At 54.6% G+C, this 13536-nt stretch carries 13 protein-coding genes; 2 read left to right on the forward strand and 11 right to left on the reverse strand.

Annotated features, from left to right (window positions below; translation table 11 throughout):
- From VEI96_05800 to VEI96_05820, 5 genes are all read right to left on the reverse strand, one after another.
- A partial coding sequence (locus VEI96_05800; GenBank protein ID HXX57495.1) for a hypothetical protein occupies nucleotides 1-1811 on the reverse strand: 1811 nt, incomplete at its 3' end.
- A gap of 101 nt (nucleotides 1812-1912) precedes the next feature.
- On the reverse strand, nucleotides 1913-3250 hold the full coding sequence (acsC, locus tag VEI96_05805; GenBank protein HXX57496.1) for an acetyl-CoA decarbonylase/synthase complex subunit gamma: 1338 nt from the start codon (nucleotides 3248-3250) through the stop codon (nucleotides 1913-1915).
- An 11-nt stretch (nucleotides 3251-3261) separates the two neighbouring features.
- Nucleotides 3262-4200, reverse strand: coding sequence for an acetyl-CoA decarbonylase/synthase complex subunit delta (locus VEI96_05810; GenBank protein HXX57497.1), 939 nt, complete (start codon nucleotides 4198-4200; stop codon nucleotides 3262-3264).
- 117 nt (nucleotides 4201-4317) lie between these two features.
- On the reverse strand, nucleotides 4318-5175 hold the full coding sequence (locus VEI96_05815) for a dihydropteroate synthase (GenBank protein HXX57498.1): 858 nt from the start codon (nucleotides 5173-5175) through the stop codon (nucleotides 4318-4320).
- Between the two features lie 165 nt (nucleotides 5176-5340).
- Entirely contained in the window at nucleotides 5341-6108 is a 768-nt protein-coding gene (locus tag VEI96_05820) for an AAA family ATPase (protein ID HXX57499.1), read from the reverse strand.
- A gap of 234 nt (nucleotides 6109-6342) precedes the next feature.
- Between VEI96_05820 and VEI96_05825 the strand changes: the two genes are divergently transcribed.
- Nucleotides 6343-7335 carry a glycosyltransferase gene (locus tag VEI96_05825; GenBank protein ID HXX57500.1) on the forward strand — a complete coding sequence of 331 codons (993 nt, stop codon included), beginning with the start codon at nucleotides 6343-6345 and terminating at the stop codon, nucleotides 7333-7335.
- A complete protein-coding gene (locus VEI96_05830) occupies nucleotides 7332-8414 on the forward strand; it encodes a radical SAM protein (GenBank protein HXX57501.1) in 1083 nt (360 codons plus the stop codon). The genes VEI96_05825 and VEI96_05830 overlap by 4 nt, the downstream gene beginning before the upstream one ends.
- On the opposite strand, the gene VEI96_05835 is transcribed toward VEI96_05830, so the two are convergent.
- From VEI96_05835 to VEI96_05860, 6 genes are all read right to left on the reverse strand, one after another.
- A complete protein-coding gene (locus VEI96_05835; GenBank protein ID HXX57502.1) occupies nucleotides 8365-9882 on the reverse strand; it encodes a radical SAM protein in 1518 nt (505 codons plus the stop codon). The genes VEI96_05830 and VEI96_05835 overlap by 50 nt on opposite strands.
- Before the next feature lie 22 nt (nucleotides 9883-9904).
- Entirely contained in the window at nucleotides 9905-11374 is a 1470-nt protein-coding gene (locus VEI96_05840) for an FAD-dependent oxidoreductase (GenBank protein ID HXX57503.1), read from the reverse strand.
- Between the two features lie 119 nt (nucleotides 11375-11493).
- Complete coding sequence (locus VEI96_05845) at nucleotides 11494-11955, reverse strand: universal stress protein (protein HXX57504.1); 462 nt, start codon at nucleotides 11953-11955, stop codon at nucleotides 11494-11496.
- 32 nt (nucleotides 11956-11987) lie between these two features.
- Nucleotides 11988-12347 carry a hypothetical protein gene (locus tag VEI96_05850; GenBank protein HXX57505.1) on the reverse strand — a complete coding sequence of 120 codons (360 nt, stop codon included), beginning with the start codon at nucleotides 12345-12347 and terminating at the stop codon, nucleotides 11988-11990.
- A gap of 36 nt (nucleotides 12348-12383) precedes the next feature.
- Complete coding sequence (locus VEI96_05855; protein ID HXX57506.1) at nucleotides 12384-12635, reverse strand: sulfurtransferase TusA family protein; 252 nt, start codon at nucleotides 12633-12635, stop codon at nucleotides 12384-12386.
- A 30-nt stretch (nucleotides 12636-12665) separates the two neighbouring features.
- On the reverse strand, nucleotides 12666-13536 hold an 871-nt coding region (locus VEI96_05860; GenBank protein HXX57507.1), incomplete at its 5' end, for a YeeE/YedE thiosulfate transporter family protein.

Consider the following 13536-nt stretch of genomic DNA (forward strand, 5'->3'; position numbering starts at 1 on the left):
CATTCGAAGCATCCGCAGGACGTCATCGGGTTTTCCATGATAGTGTAGAGGTTCAATGTCTCGACCGCGCCTCCCGTCGCCTTCTTGAGATAATCGTCAGCCCCCGTGTAGCGGCCGTATCGTGTATCGAGGCATTCACCCTTCGTGATCGGTTGATTCCCGCCTGTAGGGTCTATCTCGTACGCGGCCTTGCCGTCGAGCCAGTTATACGCACCGCAGAGACCGAGCCTCTCGGGTGTTATCACGCAGACATGGCTCGGCGCAAAGGACTGGCAGAGGAGACAGGAATAGAAGGTGTCGACTGCCTCGTCGGTAAGACTCCCGAGCCTCTGGTCGCGCTCTTTATAAGCCTGTCTCGCCTTATCGAGCTGCTCCTTTACGTCTTTCTCATCGATATAGAGGGTGACCTGAACCTTGTCCACAATCGATTTGAACCGGTGGTGCGTCATCGTCGCGTTCAGGATGCCAAGGTGTTCGAGGGTGAAGCCTTCCTTCTTGGCTGCGTTGCTGATTCTCACCCAGTTGATGTCACGCTGTCCCATGTGCCAGATACCCTGGGCCTCGTTGATATTCGAATGAATCTTCCTCTCGATGACGGATTCGAAATCCTTCTGCATCTTCCTGCCGGCGGCCTCGATCACGATGCCGAGGGGCAGCTGACCGCCCTTCTCGTACCGCTCCTGCCAATTCTCGCCGACAATGACGATCTTGTTATCTTCTATCTCCTCCATCTCTCTCATCCGTACCCATTCGAAGGCCGCAGTCCGCTGGCCGCCGAACTCGATGAAGGTGTCTTCTTTCCGGATCCTTTCCCCTTCGAACGCAGGACCGAACGCAACGGGTATCGGAGGCTTCTCGACGGTAATCTTCAGCCCTCTCATTTCGATCGCCTTCTGCGCGATCTTCGCATGATCAAACTCTTTATCCACCTCTTCATAGGTACAGACGCCGGTAGGATGAATGACCGGGATATCCGTATCCGCTATGGCGGGGAATCCCATGTTGATCGCCCCGGCACCGGTCGTCCATTTAATGTCATCGAGTTCGCCGAGGACGATGGCGAAGGCAAAGACCCTGTCCTTCTGGTACTTCAGGTGCTCCTTAAAATCACCCGGCTTCTTGCCGCCGAAGATGAGCGATGCCCGTATCGCCCAGTCGAGGGCGTAAAGGGTATGCTCCGTGTCGGGCCCCAGAGGAACGATTCTCGTGTCCCAACCGAGTTCGACGCCCTTTCTCAGGAGCTGCTTTGTGACGCTGTCGCCTTTCGACTGGCCCGAAAGAAACGTAAGGATATTCTTTTCCTGAATCTCCCTTACGATGCTGACGGCAATATCATCGGTCGGCGCCGCGCCGATGATCGCAGCGAATCCCGGCATCGTGCCGTCAACGAGCTGAATACCGAGATTCCTCTGGATCGTGTCCGAAATAAACCCGTTGTAGACATAACCGGTCTCAGGGTCCTTACAGGGCTCGAGACCGTTGATATAGCGGAGAGCGAGAATAATCTCCTCCGCGAAGAGCGTCGCCATACCTGAATCAAGGGCCTCGCCGAGATAGGGTTTCCAGACATGCTCCTCCGGTACGTCATGGAGAAGTTCCTTCGCAAAACCGAGGGCGACCTTCATATCCCCCAGGGTCTTTACCGGGAAGGCGGTCATCGCATAAATCATCGGGAGATGAAAAGCGGTATCCGGGAATTCAAACGCGAAATCCTTTCCCTTTTCGGCAAGTGCTTTTTCGAGCATTTCCTCCGCCTGCGCGACAAGTTTTTGCGCGCCTCTGATGGCTGCAGATGCAATTAGCTTGGACATCCTGACCTCCTCGTCATTCTCAATAGGTTCACAAAAGTTTTTTATAATAAAATAGAGTGTACTCCCCCTGTCAACACCTTTTTGTGCAAGGGGGAGAACCCCTATCGGGACTTCAGAAATGCCGGGAGCGCGTTCGCTTCACGAGGTCCGACGGTAACCTTCCAGCCCGGAAGTTTCTCTTCAATAGCGCCGCTCAGAATCGCAACGTATCCCGGGATGATGAGTTCCTTATGCTTTATCTCTTTTTCGACGCCGCTTTCCTGGATGAACTGCGCAATCTTCGATGCCGTAAACTTTCCCGCGGCCCACCCCGTCAGGACCGACAGTCCTTCACAATCCATGACCGCCAGCCTGCAGGGAACCTTGCTGTTTTCCACTTCGCCCGAGACGATGAAGTAGGTGAGAGAGAAATTCGTCGTTATCATGAGCGGGGATTCCGGGGTCGGTTCTCCGATCGGATAGATCTTCTGTTCCACCTGCATCGGGACCTGCGGGTCGGTGTAGATATTCTGTCTCAGGGTGAAGAGGGCGAGGTTCTTCCATTTTTCGATACTGCTGAGCACTACTATCGAAGAGTATTTGGCAATCCCGAGGACGGCCATGAGCATTTCGAAGAGGCTGTCGTCCCTCTGGGCGAACGTGATCACCGGATAGCCGAGCGGCTTGAAGTTCTTCTTTATCGCCGCCCTCCGGATGAGGGTGTTGTTTTCGAGTATCTCTTTTGCCTTTTGCGCTCCCGGGTCAAGAACCATATCCTCAACGCCCATACCCTTGATCTTTTCGGTGAGTGCCGAGAGGGCATCGAGACTCTTTGCAGACACTCCGAGAGAAACCTTAAAGGTCTTCGCCAGGCCTGCCATGGCATCGGCATTCGCCTCGTCGGCTCCGTAGAGCAGCGGCTTCTTATCGCCGGCGATCTTGAGCGCCGCCTCCGCAGCGGCGGGATTGCTTGTCCCGATGATGAGGGGAATTGCCGGAGCCTTAGTCGAAACGGTCTGAACGGCAGCCGCCAACTTCGCCGGGTCGTTCGATGGATTGCTCAGAAAGATCGCGTTAATCCGCAGTTTCTGCCCGACCCTGTCCATCTCGGAATTTAGGACTTCTTCGACGACCTTGGCGATCTCGGCCTCGGGAAGGGAATCCTTTATCTCGACCGCGAAACCACAGGGGTTCACAAATTTCTTCTCATGCCTGAAGAGCACTGTCTCCTCGCCCATCTTCACAGCCTTGTCGCCGGAACCGAGCGTAATCGGCCTGACAGGAGGTGCCGAGGCCTCTCCGAGAAGCCTCTTCGCTTCGTCAGAAACATCGGGACACGCATCGAGTGATGCCTGCCTTTGCGCGAGCTTCATCGCAAAGGCGAGACAGGTCGGGTGTCCGCACTTCTTACAGTTCGTTTTCGGAAGCAACTTGAATATTTCGACGCCTGTTAAAGCCATTTTTTCCTCCCTTACATTAACTCATCTATGAATTTTTCGACCGCCCTGACGGCATCCGGATGCCTCATGATGAGAAGCTCCGCTCCCGCGAGAAGCAGCGCACCGGCGGTAGTCGTCTCCCATCCGATGCCGCGCTTATCGACCGCTCCCCAGTGGGGAAGGTCCGCCTCAGGGGCCTGAGCCTCTTTCACCTTCCAGACGAACATGCCGACATCCCCCAGGAGCGGAGGCTGCATGGTGGCGTCATTCTGAGTCAAGGCCGCAAGCCGTATCCTCTCCATAACCGAATAGGTGTATTCGAGGCCATAGCCTAGGGCAGAGCACATCGGGTCCGTTATGAGCCTCTCCTTGTCAAACCCCATCTGGGTTATAAGGATATTGAGCTGCTTCGAGAGGTTGATATCGAGCTCCGACATGGCGATCAGCTTCAGATTGTTCGCCATGGCTGCGGCAGCGATAGTTTTGTAGTTGCCTTCCTGGGCCTTTCCGATCACGCAATTCTTGTCCTTTGCCGCTTCTGCGACAGCGACGAGAACAGAGGAGTCCTTCTCGATCTGGTTGCTCCCGAGTATGATGAGCGGGATGTTGATTGCGGCGAGGACATCCTTCACGGTCTTCGCTGCGTCCGCAGCGGAACGGTCACCCCTGTCGGGATGAGTACTGATGAGCCTGAGGGCTATCGCCTTGGCACCGAGTTCGTTCTGACAGTGCTGGGCCCACTTCACCGGGTCCCCCGAAACGCCCTCATAGACTTTCCTGACAGTTTCAGGCCAGTCGTCGGGTGGGATGTCCTGAATTTCATAGGCGATGAGCGGCCTGTTCGGGACAATTCCCTCGAATGCATGGAAGGTCAGAACATTCTCGCCGCCGAAAACAGCGGTTTTTTCCGACCCCATCGCAAGTTCGTAAACCCTCCCCGGATATGTTTCCTTTGGTGCAACAAAAGCCATAATTGACCTCCCTATTTCAGTCCCGCGTCACCGGTTTCGAGTCCTCGGTCCGGAGCGTGCAGAGCGCCCTACCCCGTTTTGACGTCGGACAGTCGACTCCCGACTGCGGATAGTTTATTACATTTCAAGATAGGAATGGGCATACAATGTCCTGCCCATGATCACATCAAGCGTCTTGCTGATCTCCGCCATCTTCTTGGCGTCAGAAAGTTTTTTCCCGGCCACGACGTCTGCCACCATGCCCTTCTCATTCGTCGCCTCTGCCATCTCATGGGCATCGGCAATGGCAGCGGTCAGACCCGCGTCCGCCAGGAGCAGGAAATAGTACTTGTTCAAGATCGGCCTGAGGGCCTTGGGGCACCCGTTCGAAATATTGCTCAGGCCTACGACGGTCTTCATGGGAGGATCGTTCATCTCCTGAAACATCGCGATCGCCTTGATGACGTGACGTGCATGATCCTGCGAAGTCGCTATCTGCAGGACGAGGGGGTCGAGGTAGAGGTCTTCGAGAGGAACGCCATACTCCATGGCGCGGCCCATGATCTCGGCGGCGATGGCCGAACGCTCCTCTGCATCGGCCGGCAGCCCGCCCTTGCCTACGGTAAGGCCTATCACCTGTGAATTATATTTCGCTCCGAGCTCGAGAATCGGAAATCTCTCAGGGTCATTCGATGTCGAGTTAATCAACGGCCTGCCCCATTGACCGTTATGCACCTTGAGCCCCGCCTCAATAGCCTTGAAGTTTGTCGTATCGAGACAGACCGGCAGGGGAACGACTTCTTGGATCGTAGTGACCATCCACTGCATCAAGTCCTCCCCGCCATCCTCGGCAGGACCGATGTTTGCGTCTATCATCCCGGCACCCGCCTTCCATTGAGCGGTCGCTATCTCCTGTATGGGTCCCTTGTCCTTTTTCATCATAGCCTCCCGAACCCTCTTGGCTATGATGCTCAACTTCTCACCGATTATGAGCATCGGCAGCACCTCCGTTACGATTAAATTATGTGATGTCGGAAAATGTTCTGTTTTGCGACGCGAAGAGTTACCTAAATAAAAATGTATGATGCTACCACAAAAATGCATCCAAGTAAAGAGGTATTTTCAGCGTACTTGACCAGCGCGAAGTCTCCGAGATCTTCTCTATGGAATCTTCAGGGAATCGAATATGCCGAAGAGCGCCTTTACCGATGAGGCATCGGAAGGGAGATCGAAGAGCGGCTTCCCCTCGAGGTCGAATCTGAATACCATATCATCCTGCGGGACAAGCCCTGCCACGGTAATGCCCCACTTTTCCGCCGTCTCGGAGAGGTCCCGGCCTTCGAGCCCGACTACCCGGTTGATGATGAGGACGCGCTTGTCGACCTCGAGCCGGAGCTCATCGACGAGTTCGTATATCCGCTTCGCCGTCATAATGCCCTTCGCCGTGGGGTCGCTCACAATAACGAGCAGATCGATCTTGTGCGTCGTCCTTCTGCTGAGATGTTCCATGCCCGCCTCGTTATCGATAACGATATAGGGATAGGTCTCCGAGAGCTTATCCGTGTATTTCCTGATGATGTTGTTCGCAGCGCAGTAACAGCCGGGCCCCTCGGGCCGGCCCATGACGAGAAGATCGACTCCGCGCGATTCAATAATGGCCTGCTGCACCTGATAATCGAAGAGCTGTTCCATGCTCATGCCGCCGGGACGCTCCCCTCCTGCCCGTATCGCTTCAAGGGATTCTTCCCGGAGTTTCCCGATCGTTGCGTGCACCTTCACTCCGAGGGCCTCATTCAGGCACGCGTTGCTGTCGGCATCAACGGCGAGGACGGGTCCTTTCTTCTTTTCGATGAGGTACCGGACAGCAAGGGAGGCCGTGCTCGTCTTGCCTGTTCCGCCCTTGCCCGCGAGTGCTATCACATAAGCCATCAGCTATTATACTACATTACCCGTACCCGTCGAGAAAACGGCGTCGTCCGATATGCGGTCGAGATGTCGGGGGGCGGGTAGTGGCCCTTCACTTTCTGGTATAATAAAAAAATAAATCATGAGGAATCCATTTCAGGCCGAGGGACATCAGGACTGAAAGGCGGAGACCATGGAGTTTTCGCCGGCCTATCCATCCCTGTGACATCATAGGGACGATTTGCCTTTACCGACATCGTGGAAACGTACATTTCGATCATCATCCCAAACTACAACGGAAGTGCAACGATAGGGAGATGTCTCGCGGCCGCATCCTCATCCCGGTACGCACCGTTCGAAATTGTCGTTGTTGATGACTCCTCAACCGACGATTCAGCAGAGATCATAGGGCGATATCCCTGCCGGCTGATCCGGCTCAACAAACGCTCCGGGGCGTCGAGCGCGAGGAATGCCGGTGCAAGAAACAGTACCGGCGGGATTCTCTTCTTCATCGATTCTGATTGCCTCATACAGGTGGACACCCTTGCCATTCTGAAGACCGCCTTCGATAGGCATGACCGCAGCACTACGGTTCTCGGCGGAACCTACACGGCCTTACCCGACGATAACGATTTCTTCAGTACCTTCCAATCCATCTTCGTGAGTTACTTCGAAACAAAAGAGCGAGAGCCCGACTATCTGGCCACCCATGCCCTCGCCATCGATTCCGCAGTTTTCAAGAAGAGCGGGGGCTTTTCCGAGGACTTCTTCCCGATCCTCGAAGATGTCGAGTTCAGCCACAGGCTCCGGAGGGCCGGCTACCGACTCGTTATGGACCCCCGAATCCTCGTGCGACACGTCTTTCGCTTCACGCTCCTGAAATCCCTGAGGAACGCTTTCAGAAAATCGATGTTCTGGACCCTCTATTCCCTGAGGGCCGGAGATCTCCTCTCCGACTCGGGCACGGCCTCTCGGGAACTCAAGATCAACGGGCTCTCCTTCGTTCTCATCATCTCTTTTGTCGCGGTTTTTCTCTTTTCCCGAGAAAGGCTGCTTCTCCTGCTCGTCCCCCTTACTTGCCTGATCAATGCCGCGGTTAATAGGGGCTTGGTGTCCGCCTTTTCCCGAGCCAGGGGATCTTTCTTCGCTCTCGTGGCGACTGCATACTATGTGCTGCTCTATCCTCTTCCGGTCCTTGCGGGAGCGATTGTCGCCGTCATGCGACACTTCCTTCGCGGCGTGAGGATATGATGTATTCCCCCCTTCGATATGTCGGCTCCATCCTCCGGAAGAAGAGACCGATCCAGCTTACCTTCTTCATAACGAGAAGATGCAACTCACACTGCCCTTTCTGCTTTTATCTGAGCCGCGGCGACAACGAGGTTGATACCTCAGGCGAATTATCACTCTCCGAGATACGAGAGATTTCACGGTCTCTCGGCAACCTTCTCTGGCTCGCCTTTTCCGGCGGCGAGGTTTATCTCAGAGACGACCTTGTTGAGATAAGCCGCGTCTTCTACAGAAATAACAGCCCCTCTCTTCTGCTCTACCCCACAAACGGCATGCTTCCCGAAATTATCAGGAGGAAGACGGAACAGATCCTGAAGGAATGCCGAAAGAGTGTCGTCGTCGTAAAACTTTCGCTCGACGGCGTGGGGGGAGAACACGATTTACTCCGCCGGACACACGGCAGTTTTTCCAAGACCATGGAGACGTATGAGCTGCTGAGAGGCCTCCTCCGCATCTACCCGAACTTCGAACTCGGGGTCAACACCGTCTTCTGTTCGGAGAATCAGGACTCTATCGACGATATCATTGACTTTGTCGGAGGTCTGTCGGATATCAAGACGCATACCGTCTCGCTCATCCGGGGCAGTCTTGCCGACAATCGCTATAAGGCCGTCGATTACGAGAAATATCTCCGCGCGATAGGGCGTCTCGAAAGGAATCTCAAGAGCAGGACTTCAAGCACGTATCGGTTCAGGGGAGCGCGGCTGAAGGCCGCGCAGGATATCGTACAGCGCCGACTCATCCATGCAACAACGACTGCGCAGAAGAGGCTCATTCCGTGCTATGCAGGGAGACTGAATCTCGTGTTGACGGAAAACGGTGATGTCTTTCCCTGCGAAATCCTGCGCAACCCTGTAGGCAACGTGCGGGAAAGTGGTTACGACATGAGGCGGGTCATGCGTTCAGAAAAGGCCGAGGGCGTCATCCGCGCCATAGAAGGCGAAAGCTGTTACTGTACCCACGAGTGTTACCTGATGACCAATATCCTCTTCAACGCCAGACTGTATCCCGCGCTGATGCGGGAGTATCTCCAGTTGTAGCGCCCCTCCGGTCCTCGCCGGGTCTTTTCCCCTTCCTCTGTTTGAAAAGTTCACCCTTGGTCCACAACCAGAACAGACTTCTGAGACCCTTGGCAGCTGCCTTCAGATCACTGGGGCTCCTCAGTTCAAGGATCCTCTTGAGGATAAAAGACGGCCTCGAGTAGAACCTCCTGAATGCTATCTGACGGAGCTTTAGGATATCATCCCTCGTCATGGTGTGGGGGACGAAGGCAGCGCCCTGATAGGTGAAGTCTGTGAGCTCATCGGACATCCTGCCGTATCGTTCGAGATTGTCGTAGAGGTACGTGCCCGGGAAGGGTGTTATTGCATGGAAGTTTGCGATGTCGGGGTTGAGGTCGAGGGCAAAATCGATGGTCTGCAGGCCTTCCTCGAACGTCTCGCCCGGGATGCCGAAGATGAAAGGAGTGCTGACCCTGAGTCCGACCTCCTGCGCAGCCCTCACGGCCTTTCGTATCTGTTCGGTTGTCGTCCCTTTCCTGATCGCGTCGAGATTCTTTTGGACCCCGCTCTCGGCGCCGAAGAGTATCGCCCAGCAGCCGGCCTCCCTGAAGGCCTTCAGCAGCGGCTTGTCGACTTGGTTGACGCATGCCGAGGCAAACCATGTAAAATCAAGTCTCCTCGCCTTTATCTCATTCGCTATCCGCATCGCCCTGTCATAATCCGCGGCGAGCGTGTCGTCTATGAATTTTATCTCCCGGTACCCCCGTCTCATACAGTCTTCCAGCTCCTCCATCACATTCTCGACGCTGCGGTAGCGTATGCCGCTCTTCCGTTCCTTGTCCAACTGGAAGCAGTAGATGCATCTCCTGTTGCAGCCCCTCGATGTCATGAGGACGGCCACCGGCTTCCTTCGGTACGTTGCGGGCGGGGGAATGTAGAGACCCGCGTCGCCCAGAAGCTCGCGTGCAGGGAACGGAATGGCGTCGAGATCAGCAATCAAGGGCCTGTCCTCATTTTTCATGATCCTGTTCCCTTCGCGGTAGATGAGCCCCAAAACCCCCGTGAGGCTTTTCCCTGCCTGAAGTCTTTCCACGGTTTCAAGGACGGTAAACTCCCCCTCGCCTGTGACGACCGCATCAAGGGATTCCCCGGCGTCCTCGAGACAGCGTTCCCGCATGACGATGGGATAGGGACCACCGGCGCAGATAAAGGTCCGTTCCTGAAAAATCTTGCGAAATTCCGAGGCGGTCATTTTTGCCTTTTTCCATCCGAAGGTCGTTGAGTAAAGCCCGACAAATTGAGGGTCGAATCTTCTGACGTCCGCGAGTATCTCATCATGGGTCGCGAACGCACCGTTGAAGAACTTCACTTCGTGGCCCGCTTTCTGTAAGACCGCTGCGACGTAAAGCGTGCCGAGCGGCTGCCAATAATTAATCTGGGAGCTCGCCGTCTTCGAAGAAAAGATCTCTTCAGGCGCCCATGATGGTATGACTAATGCACACCGCATTCGAGGATATGCCCCCTTTCGGTCACCGTGCCCGCACCAGACCTATACCTTCATTGCCCGTGACCGGTACCACGCTGCCGCTCATTGCAACCTCTTCACAAGAAGACCATGCGATCTCATCCTCCTTTGTCCATCCCTCCAGGACCCCTTCTGCGGCGCCCATTCCGGACTTGATCGCATGGTCCATGTTGTAATACCTGAACATTCCCGATCTTCCCGCGATCCGAAGATTCCTGAATCTGCCGAGATACTCATGGATTTCCTCGCAGATTTTTCCGTACCCGACTTCAAACAAGGGATACGCCCTCGGCACCCTCACGACCATGCCCTCGATAATTTCACGCCTCGCAATAAATCCGAGACGCTCAAGGTTGTCGACCGTGAGTTCAACAAGGCCCGTGTCGCTCTCATTCCATATGTGGTCGCCCCGGAAGCTGAAAAATTCCATGACCATGATCGTTTTCCCCTCGGGTGCCATCTTCTCGCTCCAGTTTGTCGGTTCATGAATCCGGCCAAAGGGCATATTGAGCTCCGGGATATATATCCATGTCTGGTCCGTAATCCTTCTTCTGTCGATCATGATCGCAACGACGATGAGGTCTCTGAATTTCAATCTTGAAGCCGCGGCCAAAACACTGTCGGGAGGGGCGGGATTGAGGAGTCTTACAAGTTTTGTCAAGGGAAGGGTTGATACGAATTCTGTTCCCGCCACTACCTCCCTGCGAGCTTGGTCTCGAACAACGACACTCTCTATCGCGTAATTCGCGTGGTTAACCCGTTCCACGGATGCCCCGACATGCACGTCATTGTCCTTTTCTATCTCCTCCTTCAGCCTGTCCGAAATACGCCCTATGCCCAATCGCGGATAGAGGAAGCTGTCTGCGAGCGTCGGGATATCCCTTCCGTTCAATCTGAAGAAGGCGTTCTTGATGGCCTTTGCGAGTGAAAGTCCCCTGATACGCTGCGCGACCCATTCTGCGCTTATCATGCTGGAATCGATGCCCCATACCTTTTCGCTGTACTCCTTAAAATAGATATCGAACATCGTCCGGCCGAAATTGCCGACCACCCAATCCTCAAGAGAGATCGTCTCCCTCTCCCTTACGAAGCCCTTAATCTTTTCTATTCCATAATCGCATACGACCCGCAGTGTCATGGGGATACTCAGACCAAACAGGGCGTTGAATGGTCTCAGGGGATAATCGATATATCGGTTGCGCAGGAAAATCTTGCTTCTCCGGGGAACGGAAATCAATTCACCGCCCATCAAATCCTTCACAAAGGTATTGACGCGGTCATCGGTTGTGAAGAATCGGTGACCGCCTAGATCGAACCGATACCCGTTGTGCACAATTGTCTTGGAGAGGCCCCCGACCGCTGCATCACTCTCGAAGACCCTCACCTTCTTGCCTGCCTTCGACAGGACATGCCCTGCGGAGAGGCCCGCAAGTCCCCCTCCCAATACGATTACACCCTCTTCCCTACTGTTCATTTTCCTTTTTCACCTGACCTATCTTATCTTAAGACAAGAATACCCTGCGACGCCTGCGCAGGGTATTCTTGTCTTCCTTGAAGAGCACTGTGATTATCGGACTTCAGAGAGAATGAATCTCACCTCGCCAACAATACGGGTACCTCGGCATTATTCGCCACTTCTCTGCTCACGCTTCCCATAAAGAGATGGCCGACCCTCTTTCCCCTGGAGCCGATGATGATCATCTCGACACCCTCATCTTTTGCCGCGCCGAGTATCTCTTCCGCAGGCTGTCCCGAACGAATGACTGCCTTAATTCCTGTCGCCCCGGAATTTTCGAGTTCCTTCTTGTAATAATTTAGAATTTTCTCGGCCTTTCTGTCCAGTGCTTCTTGATATTCCGTTCCGTGCAGTACTTCCCTCAGCGTGTCGATCTCGGAATCGGGAAGCATCTCATCCATCAGGGATCTCCCCTCAAACTTTTCTACATACAGCAACACCGTTGTCTCGGGACGCAGGCAGGGAAACACCCGTATGTATGTCTCGAGAGCTGCCTTGGAGCCCCTCGTATCATCAATCGCCAGTAATACCTTTTTCATCCCCACCTCACTTCCCATGAGTGCACGCGCGCCTATTTACCGTACCCGCCCGTTGACGGTGCAGACGGTGCTCCATATCCTCCGGAAGTCCCGGGTGCCCCGTGTCCCCCTGATGCGGGTGTGGAGCCATATCCACCGGACGCCGGTGTGGAGCCATATCCACCGGATGCCGGTGCGGACCCGTATCCCCCTGCTGCGGGTGGAGAGCCATATCCGCCTGCTGCGGGCGTGGACCCATGCCCGCCCGCTACCGGGGTGGAGCCGTATCCGCCGGCCGCAGCCCCGGACCCCTCCGGTGCCTTCGCGACCGTGGCCTTCTGCTGACTGTAGACCAGCAGGAACCCGATAATGATAACAACAACTGCGATAATGATTATCAGAGGTATTTTCATTCTTCCTCCTCAGATGGTCACAAGGTGTGGTTCGAACTATGCCTTCTTAATCACAAAGATAAGCTTGCCGCCTTCCTGTTTCTTTTCCATGAGATCATGCCCAGCCTGTTCTAACATCTGGACTATCGTCTCTGCTGATGATGGGTTGTCGAATACCATTTCCAGGACGTCACCTTCGGCCATCTTCTCAAGGGATTTCTTGCAGTAAATCTGCGGATGGGGACAGACGTACCCACAAACATCTAGCATATACTTGCCTTCACTCGTCTTTTCGAACTTCATCGCCATGACAAACTTCCTCCTTATATGGTTTCGCCTTTATTCAAAAGCTTCCAGCTCTTTTGCCATCTTCCTTTCTGTCCACCAGTTGAAGAACTTGACCCCCAGAAACGCACCGGCCGCCATGCCGCTGCCGTAAAGCCAGCCGCTAGGGTCGCCGCCCGCAACCCTTATAAAGAACGCCCCGATATTGCAACCAAGGGCTGGTCTCGAACCGATTCCCATGAGGGTGCCCCCGAGAAGCCCCCAGGCTATGAGTTCCCCTTTCGGGAGCTTGAACTTAAACTCCTTGTTGACGAGCGACATGACCATGGCACCTAGGATAATGCCGACGGACATCCAGAGTGCCGGATTGCGCCAGAGTTCGGGGATGCCGTTATTCACACCGAAGAAGACATTGTCACGCATATTGATACCCAGTTTCTCCATCGTCCAGGCACCGAATTGCGCTTCCTGGGTTGTGATGTACCAGTACCCGGGGTCGAAGACCGTGCCCCGTATCGAGAGATCTGCGGTATGCCCCATCCGCTCAAGCAGGGTTCCGAAATTGCTGACACCAAACTTGATCTGCATACCCTTCATGACAAAGATATGGAGCCCCGCGGTAATGCCGATGAGTATGCCCATGAAGGTCGTTCTCTTCGAGGCTGTTACCATCTTCCATATGCCGACCATCTCATCACCGAGACCGATACTCCCTCCCTTTTCCTTGGCCCTCTTCTTGACATAGCCCTTTCTGATCCAGACCCTATAGATGATTATCAGGATGAGTATCGCCGGCAGAATGCCAGAAAGCAGCGCGTCACCGATAAAGTACTTTGACGCTCCCGGAAGAGCCTCGGAAATGGCCTTCGTATGGGAGAGCTGGATAGCCGGCTGATTCCAGACATAGCCGGCAAGATACTTGTCG

The sequence above is a fragment of the Thermodesulfovibrionales bacterium genome, assembly GCA_035622735.1.
Classification (GTDB): Bacteria; Nitrospirota; Thermodesulfovibrionia; order Thermodesulfovibrionales; family UBA9159; genus DASPUT01.

Excerpts from the sequence above, each read along its gene's own strand:
- acsC (HXX57496.1), bottom strand. The coding sequence starts at position 3,250 with ATGGCTTTAACAGGCGTCGAAATATTCAAGTTGCTTCCGAAAACGAAC.
- VEI96_05810 (HXX57497.1), bottom strand. The coding sequence starts at position 4,200 with ATGGCTTTTGTTGCACCAAAGGAAACATATCCGGGGAGGGTTTACGAA.
- VEI96_05815 (HXX57498.1), bottom strand. The coding sequence starts at position 5,175 with ATGCTCATAATCGGTGAGAAGTTGAGCATCATAGCCAAGAGGGTTCGG.
- VEI96_05820 (HXX57499.1), bottom strand. The coding sequence starts at position 6,108 with ATGGCTTATGTGATAGCACTCGCGGGCAAGGGCGGAACAGGCAAGACG.
- VEI96_05830 (HXX57501.1), top strand. The coding sequence starts at position 7,332 with ATGATGTATTCCCCCCTTCGATATGTCGGCTCCATCCTCCGGAAGAAG.
- VEI96_05835 (HXX57502.1), bottom strand. The coding sequence starts at position 9,882 with ATGCGGTGTGCATTAGTCATACCATCATGGGCGCCTGAAGAGATCTTT.
- VEI96_05840 (HXX57503.1), bottom strand. The coding sequence starts at position 11,374 with ATGAACAGTAGGGAAGAGGGTGTAATCGTATTGGGAGGGGGACTTGCG.
- VEI96_05845 (HXX57504.1), bottom strand. The coding sequence starts at position 11,955 with ATGAAAAAGGTATTACTGGCGATTGATGATACGAGGGGCTCCAAGGCA.
- VEI96_05850 (HXX57505.1), bottom strand. The coding sequence starts at position 12,347 with ATGAAAATACCTCTGATAATCATTATCGCAGTTGTTGTTATCATTATC.
- VEI96_05855 (HXX57506.1), bottom strand. The coding sequence starts at position 12,635 with ATGGCGATGAAGTTCGAAAAGACGAGTGAAGGCAAGTATATGCTAGAT.